At 69.9% G+C, this 14,393-nt stretch carries 14 protein-coding genes; 8 read left to right on the top strand and 6 right to left on the bottom strand.

The genetic code is table 11. From position 1 onward, the window contains the following. Positions 1 to 184 (bottom strand): hypothetical protein (locus AB0N27_RS18610; RefSeq protein ID WP_364370583.1); only part of this gene is annotated, 184 nt, incomplete at its 3' end. A gap of 482 nt (positions 185 to 666) precedes the next feature. Further along, entirely contained in the window at positions 667 to 921 is a 255-nt protein-coding gene (locus AB0N27_RS18605; RefSeq protein ID WP_364370580.1) for a hypothetical protein, read from the bottom strand. 120 nt (positions 922 to 1,041) lie between these two features. On the opposite strand from AB0N27_RS18605, the gene AB0N27_RS18600 reads away from it, so the two are divergent. The 6 genes from AB0N27_RS18600 to AB0N27_RS18575 all read left to right on the top strand — a co-directional run bounded on the left by AB0N27_RS18600 (position 1,042) and on the right by AB0N27_RS18575 (position 6,422). Further along, a complete protein-coding gene (locus AB0N27_RS18600) occupies positions 1,042 to 1,506 on the top strand; it encodes a PRC-barrel domain-containing protein (protein ID WP_364370577.1) in 465 nt (154 codons plus the stop codon). A 273-nt stretch (positions 1,507 to 1,779) separates the two neighbouring features. Continuing rightward, on the top strand, positions 1,780 to 2,838 hold the full coding sequence (gene trpS / locus AB0N27_RS18595) for a tryptophan--tRNA ligase (RefSeq protein WP_364370574.1): 1,059 nt from the start codon (positions 1,780 to 1,782) through the stop codon (positions 2,836 to 2,838). A 55-nt stretch (positions 2,839 to 2,893) separates the two neighbouring features. Continuing rightward, entirely contained in the window at positions 2,894 to 4,105 is a 1,212-nt protein-coding gene (locus AB0N27_RS18590) for a low temperature requirement protein A (RefSeq protein ID WP_364370571.1), read from the top strand. A gap of 98 nt (positions 4,106 to 4,203) precedes the next feature. Further along, a complete protein-coding gene (locus AB0N27_RS18585) occupies positions 4,204 to 4,548 on the top strand; it encodes a YciI family protein (protein WP_364370850.1) in 345 nt (114 codons plus the stop codon). Between the two features lie 32 nt (positions 4,549 to 4,580). Next, positions 4,581 to 5,804, top strand: a complete 1,224-nt coding sequence (locus AB0N27_RS18580) for a sigma-70 family RNA polymerase sigma factor (protein WP_364370568.1) — start codon at positions 4,581 to 4,583, stop codon at positions 5,802 to 5,804. 27 nt (positions 5,805 to 5,831) lie between these two features. Next, positions 5,832 to 6,422, top strand: coding sequence for an HAD-IA family hydrolase (locus tag AB0N27_RS18575; protein ID WP_364370565.1), 591 nt, complete (start codon positions 5,832 to 5,834; stop codon positions 6,420 to 6,422). A 4-nt stretch (positions 6,423 to 6,426) separates the two neighbouring features. Here AB0N27_RS18575 and AB0N27_RS18570 read toward each other — a convergent pair whose 3' ends face one another. From AB0N27_RS18570 to AB0N27_RS18555, 4 genes are all read right to left on the bottom strand, one after another. Next, entirely contained in the window at positions 6,427 to 7,398 is a 972-nt protein-coding gene (locus AB0N27_RS18570; RefSeq protein ID WP_364370562.1) for an NADP-dependent oxidoreductase, read from the bottom strand. A 102-nt stretch (positions 7,399 to 7,500) separates the two neighbouring features. After that, positions 7,501 to 8,568: a DUF916 domain-containing protein gene (locus AB0N27_RS18565; RefSeq protein ID WP_364370559.1), complete on the bottom strand. Its 1,068-nt coding sequence runs from the start codon at positions 8,566 to 8,568 to the stop codon at positions 7,501 to 7,503. A gap of 91 nt (positions 8,569 to 8,659) precedes the next feature. Further along, complete coding sequence (locus AB0N27_RS18560; RefSeq protein ID WP_364370556.1) at positions 8,660 to 10,639, bottom strand: metallophosphoesterase family protein; 1,980 nt, start codon at positions 10,637 to 10,639, stop codon at positions 8,660 to 8,662. Positions 10,640 to 10,782: 143 nt separating this feature from the next. Next, positions 10,783 to 12,162 (bottom strand): HupE/UreJ family protein, encoded by a 1,380-nt coding sequence (locus tag AB0N27_RS18555; RefSeq protein WP_364370553.1) that lies wholly within the window; start codon positions 12,160 to 12,162, stop codon positions 10,783 to 10,785. A 21-nt stretch (positions 12,163 to 12,183) separates the two neighbouring features. Here AB0N27_RS18555 and AB0N27_RS18550 point away from each other — a divergent pair, with 21 nt between their 5' ends. Then, on the top strand, positions 12,184 to 12,846 hold the full coding sequence (locus tag AB0N27_RS18550; protein WP_364370550.1) for a hypothetical protein: 663 nt from the start codon (positions 12,184 to 12,186) through the stop codon (positions 12,844 to 12,846). A 272-nt stretch (positions 12,847 to 13,118) separates the two neighbouring features. Continuing rightward, entirely contained in the window at positions 13,119 to 14,351 is a 1,233-nt protein-coding gene (locus AB0N27_RS18545) for a GH25 family lysozyme (protein WP_364370547.1), read from the top strand. Positions 14,352 to 14,393 lie beyond the last annotated feature (42 nt).

The following is a 14,393-nucleotide window of genomic DNA, read 5'->3' as shown; positions in this document are numbered from 1 at the left end:
CTCCAACAAAAAATTGTGGAACAGCTGTCCCGGCAACAAACAAATGTTGCCAAAGGAATCCCAACCAGCCAGAAAAACTGACCAGTCCGGGGTATAAATCATAATTGGCACTGGCTTTACAAGCACCCTGTTGAGTTCTCAAAGAACAACCACACACCGAACCAAACACCACACTCAGTGGCACCAGCCCGAGGCTTTTCTGCTCTGCGTCCCCGCCGCTCTCGCGCCGGGGACTTTTACTACGTTACCTCACCGTCTTCACCGTGTCAAACCGTGTGTCCCGGTCTGTCATGCTTCGTACGGGTTGGCGCCGGCGCACTCACGCAGCAGCGAACCGCTGCGTCAGGTCGTCGGATTTGGCAGGCCGGCCGCTTGCGGTTTCCCGCAGGCTCGCCCGGTGCCCTGCCGGTCGTGAACCTTACCCGGTCGGTTCCGCTGCGCCAAATCCGCCTCGCGGCAGATCAGGCGAGCCCCGCCCGGACCGTGTCCCGCAGGAGCGAACCCCTGCCTGACCCGGCTGCCAGTCCGTTCCGGTGCTCCAGGATCTTCGTCCCGTTTGCCCCGTTCCGCGCTGGCAGAGAGAAAGTTACGCGTCCACGGGTTTGATCGTCAAATCGACGGGTAGCGTCCCGCGTCACACTCCTGCTGTAACGACGTTTTCGCAGTTCAGGATGCGGCGTTGCGGCGGACGGCCAGCCATGAGCGGATGCCGAGCACGCCGACCGTCGTACCGATGACCAGCGAAGCAGCGATCAACAGCGCGTGCACCCAGAGGAAGCTGGTGGGCGTGCCGTCTCCGACCGTGCCGGCCGACCAGGCCCGTGGGTCCTGCCAGATGGCCACCGCGAATCTCGGCCAGATCACCCAGGCCCAGATCCCGACCCCGACCAGGAAGACAGACCACCCGCGCGACAGCACCATGGCTGCCGAGTATGCCAGCGGTGCTGGTCACCGGGCCGGACGGCGACCCGGCTCGTTTCGGCACCGCCAGGCTGGGCACTGAGTAGCGGGACAGTGAAAACCGTCCCCGGAGGTGCCCCCGTGCAACCCTCGATCTTCAATCCCTGGGCCTGGCGTGACCCGTCCGCTCTGGCCGGCGGGTACACGCAGACCACTCCCTCGACCAGCCCGCCGGACGACCCGGGCGATGGGCGTGAGGGCCCGGACGCACCCGGCCCGGGTACGCCCGTCGACCTGGTCGGCTACCAGGTCCAGGCGAGCGACGGGCGGATCGGCGCCGTCGACGAGGCGAGTGACGAGGTGGATGCCGGCTACCTGGTGGTGGACACCGGGCCGTGGATCCTCGGTCGCAAGGTGCTGCTGCCCGCGGGCACGGTGGTCCGGGTGGACCACCAGGACCGTGCCGTACACGTCGACCTGACCCGGCAGGAGATCAAGGACGCGCCGCCGTTCGATCCGGAGTCGGCCGACCCGGAGTACCGCGACCGCGTCGGCAGGTACTACACGGACCACTACCTGCCCCGCCAGGAGAGGCACCGCGGGTAATGTGAGGTAGTGGTCCGGGTGAGCAGCTGCGAGCCGGAGGCGGTCGATCTGGTCGACGGCCTCCCGCTCGGTGTGGCGCCCCGGTTCGCATCCAGCTCCGGTGATGGCCGTGAGCAACTCCTCGATGTCCTCCGTGCCGGTGGTCTGCGGTTCCGCGCCGGCGCGCGATGGCGGGCGACCAGCTGAGTCGATCCCGCTGACCGAGAGGGCCAACCCGCCCCGCTCGGCGCGCGCCCACGCGTGACCCACCTTCCGCACGAGAGGCACACCACCATGTCCGTCGCACGCATGCTCACCGGCGACCGGCCCACCGGTCGCCTGCACCTTGGCCACTACGTCGGCAGCATCGCCAACCGGGTGCGCCTGCACCACCGGTACGAGAGCTTCTTCATCATCGCCGACCTGCACATGTTGACCACCCGAAACCGCCGCGAGGACATCGACCAGGTCTCCGCCAACGCCCGCGAGATGGTGACCGACATCCTCGCCGCCGGCGTCGACCCGGCGCGGGCCACGTTCTACCTCCAGTCGGCCATCCCGGAGGTGGGCGACCTCAACACCCTCCTGCAGAACCTGGTGACGGTGCCCCGGCTGGAGCGGGTGCCGTCGCTCAAGGACATGGCCCGCGACGCCGGCAAGGAGGAGATGCCGTACGGCTTGTTGGGTTACCCGGTGCTCCAGGCCGCGGACATCCTCTGCGTCAAGGGTGAGGTGGTCCCGGTCGGTCGGGACAACGCCGCGCACGTCGAGGTGACCCGCGAGATCGCGCGCCGGTTCAACCACCTCTACGGTCCGGTCTTCCCGGTGCCCGAGCTGATCCAGGCAGAGACACCCAGCCTGGTGGGCACCGACGGGGCGGCCAAGATGAGCAAGAGCCGGGGCAACGCGATCGCCCTCTCCGACGATCCGGCGACGGTGCGTCGGAAGGTGCTCGGCATGTACACCGACCCGAACCGGGTTCGGGCGGACGTACCGGGGACCGTGGAGGGCAACCCTGTCTTCGCGTACCACGAGGTTTTCAACCCGGACCGGGACGAGGTGGCGGACCTGGCCCGCCGCTACCGGGAAGGGCGGGTCGGCGACGTGGAGGTCAAGGAGCGGCTGGTCGTCGCGTTGGAGTCGTTCCTGGCGCCGATCCGGCAACGTCGGGCGGAGATCGAGGCCGACCGGGGGCTGGTCGACCGGTTGATCGTCGAGGGCACCGAACGGACCCGGCTGGAGGTCCGCCGGACCCTGGTGGAGGTACGACGGGCGATGGGGTTGACCGGCGCGTACCAACAGGTGCGGCGGCGAGCCGAGCGCAGCCGGCGCCGGACGGAGGCGTCGGCCTGAGCGGGCCGCAGGTGATCCCCGTCGGCGAGTGCCGAAGCTGGCGCAGAATGCGGAGATGAGGGGCATCTTCGACGTTCGTCCGGTGCCGACTGGTGACCGGCACCGGACGACGATGTTCGAGATCTTCTTCGACCTGGTATTCGTGTTCGCGCTCACCCGGGTCATCACGTTCATGGCACAGCCGCCGACGGCGCTCACCCTCGCCCAGGGGCTGCTCCTCCTGCTGTTGTTGATCTACTCCTGGGGCCCGTACCTCTGGTTGGGGAACCTGGTCCGCGCGGACGTCGGGCCCGCCCGCGCGGCCACCCTGCTGGCGATGGCGGCGATCTTCGTGGCGGCGCTCGTGTTGCCGGAGGCCTGGCGGCAGGGTCCGGAACTCCTCGACGCGCCCCTCGTGCTCGCCCTGGCCTACCTGGCCGCCAGGGCGGTGCAGCTCGTCGTGCTGTTCTGGGCGAGCGTCACCGATCCGCCGCTGCGCTCGACCCTGCGGTTCTTCGCCGTGCCGGTCACCGCGGCCTGGCTCCCGCTCGTCGGCGGCGCGCTGCTCGGCGGCGTCGCCCAGACCGTCCTGTGGACGGTGGCGCTCCTGATGGACATCGGGGGAGCCCGCGTCGCCTCCGCCTACCGCCCCTGGCCACTGCGCAGCCTGGACCACTTCACCGAGCGGTTCGGGCTGGTGCTCATCATCGCGCTCGGCGAGGCGCTGATCGCCGCCGGCACCACGACGAGGTCGATGGCGCCGACCGGAACCGCCCTGGTCGCAGCCCTGCTCGGCCTGGTCATCACCGTCTGCCTGTGGTGGTTGTACTTCGACCGGCTGGCGCCCGCCGCGCGGAATTCCGTACTGCTGGTGCCTGACGAACGGCGTTCCGACGTGGCCGGCGACGCGTACGGTCTCGCGCACGCCCCTCTGATCATCGGCGCCATCTACGTGGCACTCGGCATCGAGCAGGTCCTCGGCACCCTCGCCGACGAGCCGTCGCATCCCACCCGGTTGAGCTGGGCCGCCGCCACCGCCCTCTACGGCGGGGCCGCCCTCTACCTGCTCGCCCGGCTGCTCTTCCGCCGGCTGACCCTGCGTACCGTGCGTCGGGGGCAGGTGGTGGTCGCCGTTCTGCCGCTCGTCCTGCTACCTGTCGCGCGGTCCCTGGACGCACTTGCCGAACTGGCCCTGCTCGCCCTGCTCCTGATCGCTGTGACCTGGTACGAGCGGCGCGTCGACAGACGCGACCCACATGTCGAATCGGCGCGGCCGGCGCGGCCGTGAAAGTTCCGGAGGCCGTGTCGATATCCCCGGTGGCCGTTCGTCGTCATGCTGTACGGCGGACCGCCCGCCGCGCCGAGAGGAGCCGAGACGTGAAGTACATGCTGCTGTTCATGAGCCCCGCGACCGACGGGGAGGCCGGCAACGGGTGCACCTTCGAGGACTGGATCCGGTACGACCGGGAGATGAAGGACGCGGGGATCTGGGTGTCCGGGCACCCCCTGCAGGACCTGACCACCTGCACGACAGTGCAGGTCGGCCCGGACGGCGAGCGCGCGATCACCGACGGGCCGTTCGCCGAGACCCGCGAGGTGCTCGGCGGGTACGACATCATCGACGTGCCTGATCTCGACGTCGCGCTGGAGTGGGCGGCCCGCAGCCCGGGTGCCACCGGCGGCGCGTCGGTGCAGGTGCGGCCGGTCGCCGAGATCGAGGTCGAGGTCTGACCGGGGCGGGTGCGGAGGCGGCAGCCGGGTCCGTGGAGGCGGTGTTCCGCGAGGAACACGGCCGGCTGCTCGCCTCGCTCGTGCACCGTTTCGGCGACCTCGACCTGGCCGAGGAGGTCGCCTCCGAGGCGGTCGAGGCGGCGCTGGTGCGCTGGCCTGTCGATGGTGTCCCGAGCCGGCCCGGCGCCTGGCTGCTGACCACTGCCCGCCGTCGGGCCGTCGACCGGCTGCGCCGGGACCGGGTGCTGGCGACCCGCCTGGCCGTACTCCAGGCGGAGGCCGAGCGGGCCGACCCCGCGCCGCCTGCCGACGCGGACCCCGACCTGCCCGACGACCGGTTGGCGCTCTTCTTCACCTGTGCCCACCCGGCTCTGCCCGCCCAGGACCGTGGGGCGCTCACCCTGCGCTTCCTCGCCGGTCTCACCACGGCGGAGGTCGCCCGGGCCTTCCTGGTCCCGCACGCCACGATGGCCCAGCGTCTCGTCCGGGCCAAGCGGAAGATCCGCGATGCCCGCATCCCGTTCCGGGTGCCGGGCGCCGACGAGCTGCCGGGGCGTCTGCCCACGGTGCTCCAGGCCGTCTACTCGATCTTCACCGAGGGGTACGCCGCCAGCTCCGGCCCCGATCTCCAGCGCACCGACCTCGCCGAGGAGGCGATCCGGCTGGCCCGGATCCTGCGCCGGCTGCTGCCCGCCGAGCGGGAGGTCGCCGGTCTGCTCGGGTTGCTGCTGCTGGTCCACGCCAGGCGTGCCGCCCGTACCGGGCCGGACGGGGCGGTGGTCCTCCTCGACGACCAGGACCGCACACGCTGGGACCACGCGATGATCGACGAGGGGCGGGCGCTGGTCCTCGTGGCGTTGACCGGACCGGCGCCCGGGCCGTATGGGGTGCAGGCCGCCATCGCCGCGCTGCACGACGAGGCCGCCGACGTGGCCAGCACCGACTGGCCTCAGGTGGTGGCGCTCTACGACGTGCTGCTCACCATGGTCCCCTCGCCTGTCGTGGCGCTGAACCGGGCTGCCGCCGTGGCGATGCGCGACGGGCCGGACGCCGGGCTCGCCCTGCTGGACGGGTTGGCCGACGATCCACGTCTACGTGGCTACCACCTCTATCCGGCGACCAGGGCGGACCTGCTGCGTCGGCTCGGCCGCCACGACGAGGCCGCGGCGGCGTACCGCAGCGCGTTGGCGCTGGTGGGGACCGAGCCGGAGCGGGCGCACCTGCTGCGCCGGCTGGCATCCGTCACCGGCGACTGACCGGACCCGCCGCTGTACCCTTCGCCGATGAGTCTTCCCCTGCCACCAGGCGAGTTCGCGGCGTACCTGTTCGACTGCGACGGCACGATCGTCGACTCGATGCCGCTGCACTACCTGGCCTGGCAGCGGGCACTCGAGGAGTGGGGCTGCGAGTTCCCGGAGGACCTCTTCTACGCCTGGGGCGGCCGTCCGACAGCCGACATCATCGTCGAGCTGAACGAGCGGCACGGCCTGGCCATGCCGGTGGCGACAGTGGTGGACAGCCGCGAGCGCATCTACCAGGAGTTGCTGCCGCAGCTCGCCGCGGTGCCCGAGGTGGTGGAGCACATCCACGACGCGCACCGGCGGGTGCCGTTCGCCGTCGTCTCCGGCAGCTCCCGGGCGTCGGTCACCGCCTCCCTCGACGCGCTCGGTCTGCTGGACCGATTCGACGTGCTGGTCTGCGCGGAGGACTACACGCGTGCCAAGCCCGACCCGGAGGCGTTCCTGCTCGCGGCCGAGCACCTCGGCGTACCGCCGACGTCCTGCCTGGTCTTCGAGGACACCGACCTGGGCATCCAGGCCGCGACGGCGGCCGGCATGGCTTCGGTACGCGTGCCGCAGCAGCGCACCCGCTGAGTGCTCAGGCCACCGTCAGCAGGAGCTTGCCCAGGTAGGAGGTCTCCAGGCGCTGGTGTGCCTCCCGCACCTTGCCGAGCGGGAACGTCTCCGCCACGTGCACGACGAACGGTCCCGCCTCGATGAGCTCGTTGAGGCGCTGCAACTGTCGGGGGCTCGATTCGCCGTCGTAGGCCCGGACGACGACACCGGGTCGCTCCTGCGGCTCCGGCCGCACGCCGTGGGCGTACGCGACCACTCCACCGTCGACGAGTGCCTCGGTGAGCCGGTCCAGCGTCTCACCGGCGGCCATCGCGAGGATGGCGTCCACCCCGGCCGGTGCCGCGTCGCGGATCCGGGCGAGCACGTCGGTCATGTCGCCGTGTCCGTCGAGGGACACGTCGGCGCCGAGGCGGGTCACCAGTGCGACGCCGTCCGCGCCGGAGGCCACGGCGATCACGTTGAGCCCCTGCCGCTTGGCCAGCTGCACGGCGAGGTGGCCCTGACCGCCGCTCGCGCCGAAGATCAGCAACCAGGCGCCGGGCGACAGGCTGAGCGCGTCGAGCCCGGCGAGCGCGGTCAACGCGTCGGTCGACATGGCACCTGCGTGTTCCGCGGGCACACCGTCGGGCACCTTCGCCGCGTACTGCGCCTGCACCGCCGCGTACTCGGCGTAGAAGCCGCCCTTGGGCCGGGCGGTGGCGGAGGCGTAGACCAGGTCACCCACCCCGACGTTGGTGACCCGACCGCCCGCCGCGACGACCGTCCCGGCACCGTCGGAGCCGGGCACGATCGGGAGGTCGGAGCCCTCCGGCACCAGGATGCCCTGCCGCTCGTACACGTCCCACACTCCGACGCCGGCACTCAGGACCTTGATCAGCACCTCGTCGTCGGCGATGTCCGGCACCGGCAACTTTCGTAGGGTGATCACCTCCGGCCCGCCGAACGCGTCGAAGGCGGCAGCCTGCATCTGCTCGGGCACGTCCCCGTCAACCATGTGGATTCCCTCTCCGGGCCGGCGTCACCGTCGCAGCATGCCGGCTCGCGGCCCGGCCCGGCCGGGTGCCGGCTGGCGTTCACCCATCAGGACGACCGACGATCAGGACGTCTGCGGCTCCCGACCGCCCAGGGCCTGCGCGACGGCGTCGCGGACGCGGGCGTCCTCGCGCGCCGTGCGCCGCGCCCTGCTGCGGCGGCGGTACAGGTACGCCCCGACGACCACGGCGATCAGCACGACGAGCACCAGGAGCAGCATCCACGGCAAAGCCCAGCCGTGCGCGGTCACCTGGACCGGCTTGAGCGAGGTGGTGGAGCCCGACGCGTCGGTGAGCAGGGGAGTGACGGTGGCGGTCGCCGCGAGCCGGACGGCGGGAGCCACGTCGCGTACCGGCACTGTCACGTCCCAGCTCTCACCCGGGAGCAGCTCCGGCGGGGCGGCGACGTCACCGGCCCGGACCCGCAGCACGCCGAACGGACCGGAGACCGAGACCGCCTGCTGCCCGGACAGCGCGGCGTTGCCGACGTTGTGGATCGTGTAGGTGATGGTGGCGTCGCCCCTGCCGAACGGGTTGGACGTGCCGTCGTACGTCACGTGCAGGTCCTCGATGGCGAGGTTCGGCTTCAGCTCGCCGCCGACCCGCAGCTTGATCCGGATGCCGAGCCGCCTGTCGACGTTGATGCCCTCGGCCTTATCGGCCTGCGTCAGCGTGGTGAGGATGCCGCCGACGTAGTCGCCGGGCGTGGCGTTGTCCGGCACGCTGATCGTGAACGGGACCTGCGCCGTCTTCCCGGGCTGGACCACCACACTCCCGGCCTTCGCCTTCACCCAGGCACCGACCGCGACCGACTTCCTGTCCCTGGTCAACAGGTCGAGTTGACCGGCCTCGGTCGTGAAACCGTCGGCGGCGTACACGGCCAGGGTCAGCGGCGCCGGGCCGCGGTTGGCCACGACCATGGCGTCCTCGACCGCGCCACCGGGATTGACGTTGTAGCTGTAGCTGGACCGGGCTTCGCCGTAGCCGTTGGAGGCCGTCCGGACCGTCCAGGCGACGTTGCCGTCCGTCGCCGAGGCGGGGCCGGCGCCGACACCGACGACAGCGACGGCCGCGAGCACTGACAGTGCGGTGGTACGGAGGAGTGTCTTCCAGCGGGTTACGGACGGATACATGTCGGTTCCTTGAGGTGATCTTGGGAGGGTCGCACATGGGTGGCGGGGCAGGCCCCCGAAGGTGCCCACCCCGCCGGATGGAACGGTTAGGTCAGCTGCTCAGAGCAGTGATCGTGAGGGTGGTCCGGTAGCTGCCCTTCGCGATGCTGTCCGGGATCTTCAGATCCAGGTCGGCACCGAGCTTGGCGCCACCACGCGGGTGACCCTGCGCGGCCGCGCCGAGACCGCTGGAGACCGAGAGGCCCTTGCCCTGGTCGTCGTAGGACGACAGGACCGCGGCGCCGGCCTCGGCACCCGCGCCACCGTCGAGCACGTACGGGGTCCAGCCCAGGTAGGAGCCGGAGAACGTCTTCCCGGCGTCCTGGAAGTCGCCGACGCTTGCCGAGATCGACCACGGGGCGAGCGAGCGGCGGCTGTCCGTCACGAGGATCGGGTTGATCTTGCCGGTCGCCTCGAAGTAGGCGCCGTCACGCTCCTGCGCGGTACCCAGGTCGACGAGGCCGTTGTAGCCGTCGATCGTCCAACCGAACTCGCCCGGAGCCGGGTTCGGCACGTTGACCTGGATGGACTGGCCGTCACCGTGGAACGGGTGCACCGTCACGTTGTCGACGATCGAGCCGACCGGCTGGCCGTCGGGGGTGTTGACGCAGGAGAGGCCCTTCTCGACCGCCGCGTTCGGCGCCGCGCAGGTGCCGCTGCGGACGTTCGCCAGGACCAGCTTGTCGCCGCGCACCTGCACCTTGACGTAGCTGCGGACGTGCTCCTGGTTCTGCACGGAGTTGTACCAGTACTTGTCCGGGTCCAGTGGGTCCGGACCGTTGCCGCGGATGCCCGTTCCGGTGCTGTCCGGCTTCTTGATGTCGTAGTACTTCGAGCCGGAGGCCGAGTTGGCCGTCACGTAGATGACGCCGCCCGGGCCGGGGAACACGTCCGCGGCACCCGGCTTCTCGGCCGGGTTCTCCTTCTGGCCGTTCTTGATCGAGTAGCTACGGGAGTAGCTGTGGTCGTGACCCTGGAGCACCATGTCGATGCCGAGGTTGGAGAACGCAGTGGTGAAGTCCTCCCGACGCTGCTTGTTGTCCGTGTCTGTCGCGTGGCTGGCCGGCGAGTAGATGGAGTGGTGGTAGACCAGCACCTTCCACTTGGCCTCGGAGCCGTGCTTGTTGACCACGTCGGTGATGTACGCGACGTGCGCGGCGTCGCCTGCGTTGCTGCCGTCGGTCGGCAGCTTGTAGCTGTTGCTGTTGATGTCGATGAACAGCACGTCCTTGTAGACGAACCAGTAGTCACCACCGGACTTGGTGCCCGCCGGGTTCCCGTTGTCGTAGTACGGGGCGGTGCGGTCGGTGTTCGGGGTGAAGTGGTGCTGCTCGTAGGACTTGCCGCCGACGTCGTGGTTACCGATGGTGGCGACGACCGGGTACTGACGCAGCTGGTCGGGCGCCATGAACGAGGTCCACTGGCCCTCGTCGTTCGCGGACTCGACGTGGTCGCCGCCGGAGACCAGCAGCTCGGCGTTCGGGTTGGCCGCGGTGGCCACCTTCAGGGTGTCCTCCCAACCGGCCTGGTCCATCAGCCGGTCGCCTGAGGAGCCGATCTGGGGGTCACCGAAGAAGAGGAAGTCGTAGTCGCCCTCGAAGTCCTGCGTTTTGAAGGCGTACGTCGGGGACCAGCTGCCCTCGGCGCCGACCCGGTACGAGTACGCCGTGTTCTCCCGCAGGTTGCTGATCGTGGCGTGCCGGTTGAACCCGGTGGTGGAGGTGTTCGCCGCGCCGACGGCGTCGAAGCTGAGCGCGCCGGCCGGGAACTCGCCGTTGACGATCTCGGCGGTAGGAGCGAGCTGGATCTTCTGCGCGGTGTCGGCGGAGGAGTACCAGGTCACGATGCGCTGGGTCTCGTTGGCGCCGACGCCGAGGATCACGCTGCTGATCGTGGTGGGCTCGGCCGCGCTCGCGGTGGCCGTCAGGCCGGTGCCGAGGGCCGCGCCCACTCCCAGGAGGCCGGCTGCGACCCCGGCGACCAGGCGCCGCCGCACGAGCGCGGAGGCCCGTGTCGAGGTGCTCAATGTCATCGACATTGTTCCCTTTTCAAGTAGAGAAATGGATGTGTCTTCGCCCGACGCCGGGGAAGCAGATCCACGCTTTCGCTGCCCGATGAACCTGTCATGAACGTGATCTTGCGAAACACTGCACTTCACGAACTACTTAGCCCTACTCAGGACCCGGATACGCGCTGCACGAACCAGATGATCCCCATAGTGGACACCGCTGCCGAAACAGCTCCGGTCGCCCAGAGACCGGCTTTCGGCGCACGGCGGCGGAGCACGAGCAGCAGCGGAAAGACGACGGCGATAATCGACAACTGGACGACCTCGATGCCGACGTTGAACACCAGCAGCGACCACAGCAGGGTCCACGACCACGCCTCGTCGATGCCCAACGCGCCGGCGAATCCCAGGCCGTGCACGAGGCCGAAGCAGAACACCACACCGAGGCGGATCCAGCCGGCCCGGTCCAGGCTGACGTGACTGTGGCCGGCCGCCTTGAGGTCGGCCGCGTGCGTACCGCGCCGCCAGATCCCCCACAGGTGCCAACCGGCGACGACGGCTATCGACAACGCGATTACCGGCTCCACGACCGCCGCCGGCACCTCGACCAGACCGAGAGCCGCGAGCATGAACGTCACCGAGTGCGCGAGCGTGAAGCTGGTGGCCGCGAGCACGATCTCGCGCAGCCGCCGCGACCCGGCGATGAGCGCCAGCAGGAACAGGATGTGGTCGATTCCGGACAGCAGATGCTCGGCGCCCAGCAGGAAGAACTCCCCGAAACGCTGGTACCAGGCCTGCGCGGTCGAGAAGGACGGGTGGGCGGCGTCGAGCGCCGCGCTGCCCGAACGACCGTCGATCTCGTACGTGGCGATCGTCTTGGTGCCCTTGACGTAGCCCTCCCCGTCGGGGAACAGAGCGCTGCGTACCCCGTGCTCGTCGGCCTGCCCGGCGCAGGCCCAGTCCAGCAGCAGATTCGCGTACGGCACGCCGTCGCGCTCGCCGATCGTCGTGTCGCCCACCTGGGTCGGCCGGCAGGTAGTGCCCTCCGACGTCACCGAGAAGCGGTCGGAGACGTACCTCAGGACGGTCGGGGCGTGAGTCTTCAGGGCCGCCGCCTGGGCGGTCGGGTCGCCCGCCTCGAACGCGGCAGTTCCCGTCCGGAAGAGCGGATCGTCGTCGCCCGAATCGGCGGCAGACACGACGAGAAGGTCGTATTCGAGTTCCACCGCCGTGCGGATGTGACCCTCGTCTCCCGCCGAGATTTTCGCGTACACGGTCGACGAGAAGCCGTGCGCGGACGCCGCCTGGCCGCCCAAAAACGGGACAACCGCTGCGGCAATTCCGACAGCGGCGACGATTACGGAACGGCGGACGCGCCCTGACATGCGACTCCCTCGGTTGGCCAGTGCACGTTGCACGGCGTGGGTGAACGCCAGCCAGCCCACCGACGAACCGCCGGAAAACAACGACCCCGAACGGCCATCCACAGATATGTGGCGACCGGAACTGAGATAGGAATACGAGGCAGTACGCGCACCCTCCCGCACCCACTCGAAAGGACGACCGCCTTGCGCCCCCCGCTCCGGGCCGTCGCCATACTTGCCGCGACCGCCGCGCTGATCGCCGGCTGCGACTCCGGCGACGACTGGTCCCAGCCGCACCCCGAGCCCTCCGCCATCGGGACTCTCGGCCCGGGATTCGTCGCCCCCTCCACCACACCCGCTCCAGAGGCGACGATCACGCCGCAGCCCGGCTCATGGGCCGGCGTCCACCCACCGAGGGGCTACCGGGTGGTGTTGCTGACGGCCGGCGACGACAACCCGACCAGGGCGCTCGGGACGGCCGTGAAGGAGTGGGCCGACGACGAACACGTCGACCTCAGGACGATTGTCGTCGGCAACACGCACGACGCCATCTCCAGCATCGCCAGGGCCATGGAGATGGGCCCCGACCTCATCGTCAGCGCGGGCAACGACCTCATCGACCCCCTCGCGCTCGTCACCCCGAGCCACCTGGACGACAAGTTCCTGGTGGTCGGTGCGGAGTTGGCCGAGCCAACGCACAACGTCACGGCTGTCGACTGGGACGGGGCGTCGTTCCGTGGTGAAGGGCTCGGCGCGTCCTCGACGTACGACGCGGCGTCATTCACCGCCGAGCGCTGCGCGGCCGCCATCCGGGCGGGCGTGGCGGCGGTCCTCAACGACCTGACCGGGATCGTGGTCTGGCTCTGACGAGAGACCCGGTGCGGGGGCGGATACATAGACCATCTTGAAACGCGCGGGAGCACTCCCGCAACATGCGGCACGTGCTCGGGATTTTTTCGGCGCTTATCGCTCGTATCGGACGGGGTGGCGCGGCTTTCCATCGACAGGGGATACTCCGCGAGCCCGCTTCGACGGAGCCGTCCCGCCTCGCCGCACCGGTGCCGGGCACAGGCGTCGCGGCCTTCACCGCTACGCCGACGGTCACCTCGACCTTCCGAGCAAGGAGTACCCACCTCACCATGCCAAGAAGATTGCTCTGTGCGCTGGCCTCCGCCGGGCTCGCACTCAGTACGGCGCTCGGCGTACCGCAGCCTGCACATGCCGCGGGCCCAGCTCCCGACGGCGGCGGCCGGGCCAACGCCGGCGTCGCCCCCGGCGCCCGCGCCACCGCCGCCTCCCCGTACGCCACCATCCCGGTCGGCTACACGGTCCGTGGCGTCGACGTCTCCAGCCACGACCACAACCTCGGCCCGATCAACTGGTCGCAGGTGGCGGCCGACGGCGCGAAATTCGCGTACGTCAAGGCGACCGAGGGACGGACGTACCTCAACCCGTACTTCGCCGAGGACTACGCGGCGGCCAAGGCGGCAGGCCTCCTCGTCGGCGCCTACCACTTCGCCAGGCCGGACAGTCGAGACCCGATCACCGAGGCGAACTACTTCATCGACAACGCGCAGTTCGCCGCGGACAGCCAGACGCTCGTGCCCATGGTGGACATCGAGTGGCCCTACTGGGATGGGGCACCGACCTGCTACGGGCTCACCCCGACCGAGATGTCGGGCTGGATCCGGTCCTTCACCGACCAGGTCAAGGCGCGCATCGGCCGGCCCGTGATGATCTACACCAACACGAACTACTGGAACCCGTGCACCGGCAACGACGCGTCCTTCGGCGCCAACCCGCTGGACATCGCCGGCTACACGACCACCCGCCCGCCCCTGCCGTCCGGCTGGACGACGGAGACCATCTGGCAGTACGCCGCCGGTAACCCGAGCAATCCCGGCGACTACAGCCAGAACGTGTTCAACGGGACGTACGAGGACCTGACGCGACTCACCGGCGCCCCGATCGCCGCGCCGCCGCTCGCCCTCCGCTCGTGGACCAACGGCAAGTACGTCTCCGCGGACGGCCGGGGCACCCTCCCCCTGATCGCCAACGGGCCGACGATCGGCACGTGGGAGAAGTTCACCCTCATCAACAACGCGGACGGCAGTGTCAGCCTGCGCGCCAACATCAACGGCAAGTACGTTTCGGCGGACGGCAGGGGCACCCTCCCGCTGATCGCCAACGGGCCGGCGATCGGCACCTGGGAGAAGTTCACCCTCATCACCAACGCGGACGGCAGTGTCAGCCTCCGCGCCAACATCAACGGCAAGTACGTCACCGCCGCCAACAAGGGCGCCCTGCCACTGATCGCCAGCGCGCCGACCATCAGCACGTGGGAGAAGTTCGACAGGTTCGCCGCCGCCTGAGGCACCGCTGCTGCCCGGCACTTGCCGTGCCGGGCAGCGGCG

The organism is Micromonospora sp. NPDC093244 (genome assembly GCF_040683695.1).
Classification (GTDB): domain Bacteria; phylum Actinomycetota; class Actinomycetes; order Mycobacteriales; family Micromonosporaceae; genus Micromonospora.
The sequence above is the reverse complement of the archived record's forward strand: the minus strand, read 5'-3'. Positions and strand labels throughout refer to the sequence as shown.

Bases quoted from the DNA above. Each gene is read 5' to 3' on its own strand.
- AB0N27_RS18565 (WP_364370559.1), bottom strand. From the start codon at position 8,568: ATGTATCCGTCCGTAACCCGCTGGAAGACACTCCTCCGTACCACCGCA.
- AB0N27_RS18575 (WP_364370565.1), top strand. From the start codon at position 5,832: ATGAGTCTTCCCCTGCCACCAGGCGAGTTCGCGGCGTACCTGTTCGAC.
- AB0N27_RS18570 (WP_364370562.1), bottom strand. From the start codon at position 7,398: ATGGTTGACGGGGACGTGCCCGAGCAGATGCAGGCTGCCGCCTTCGAC.
- trpS (WP_364370574.1), top strand. From the start codon at position 1,780: ATGTCCGTCGCACGCATGCTCACCGGCGACCGGCCCACCGGTCGCCTG.
- AB0N27_RS18560 (WP_364370556.1), bottom strand. From the start codon at position 10,639: ATGACATTGAGCACCTCGACACGGGCCTCCGCGCTCGTGCGGCGGCGC.
- AB0N27_RS18590 (WP_364370571.1), top strand. From the start codon at position 2,894: ATGAGGGGCATCTTCGACGTTCGTCCGGTGCCGACTGGTGACCGGCAC.
- AB0N27_RS18545 (WP_364370547.1), top strand. From the start codon at position 13,119: ATGCCAAGAAGATTGCTCTGTGCGCTGGCCTCCGCCGGGCTCGCACTC.
- AB0N27_RS18585 (WP_364370850.1), top strand. From the start codon at position 4,204: ATGCTGCTGTTCATGAGCCCCGCGACCGACGGGGAGGCCGGCAACGGG.
- AB0N27_RS18605 (WP_364370580.1), bottom strand. From the start codon at position 921: ATGGTGCTGTCGCGCGGGTGGTCTGTCTTCCTGGTCGGGGTCGGGATC.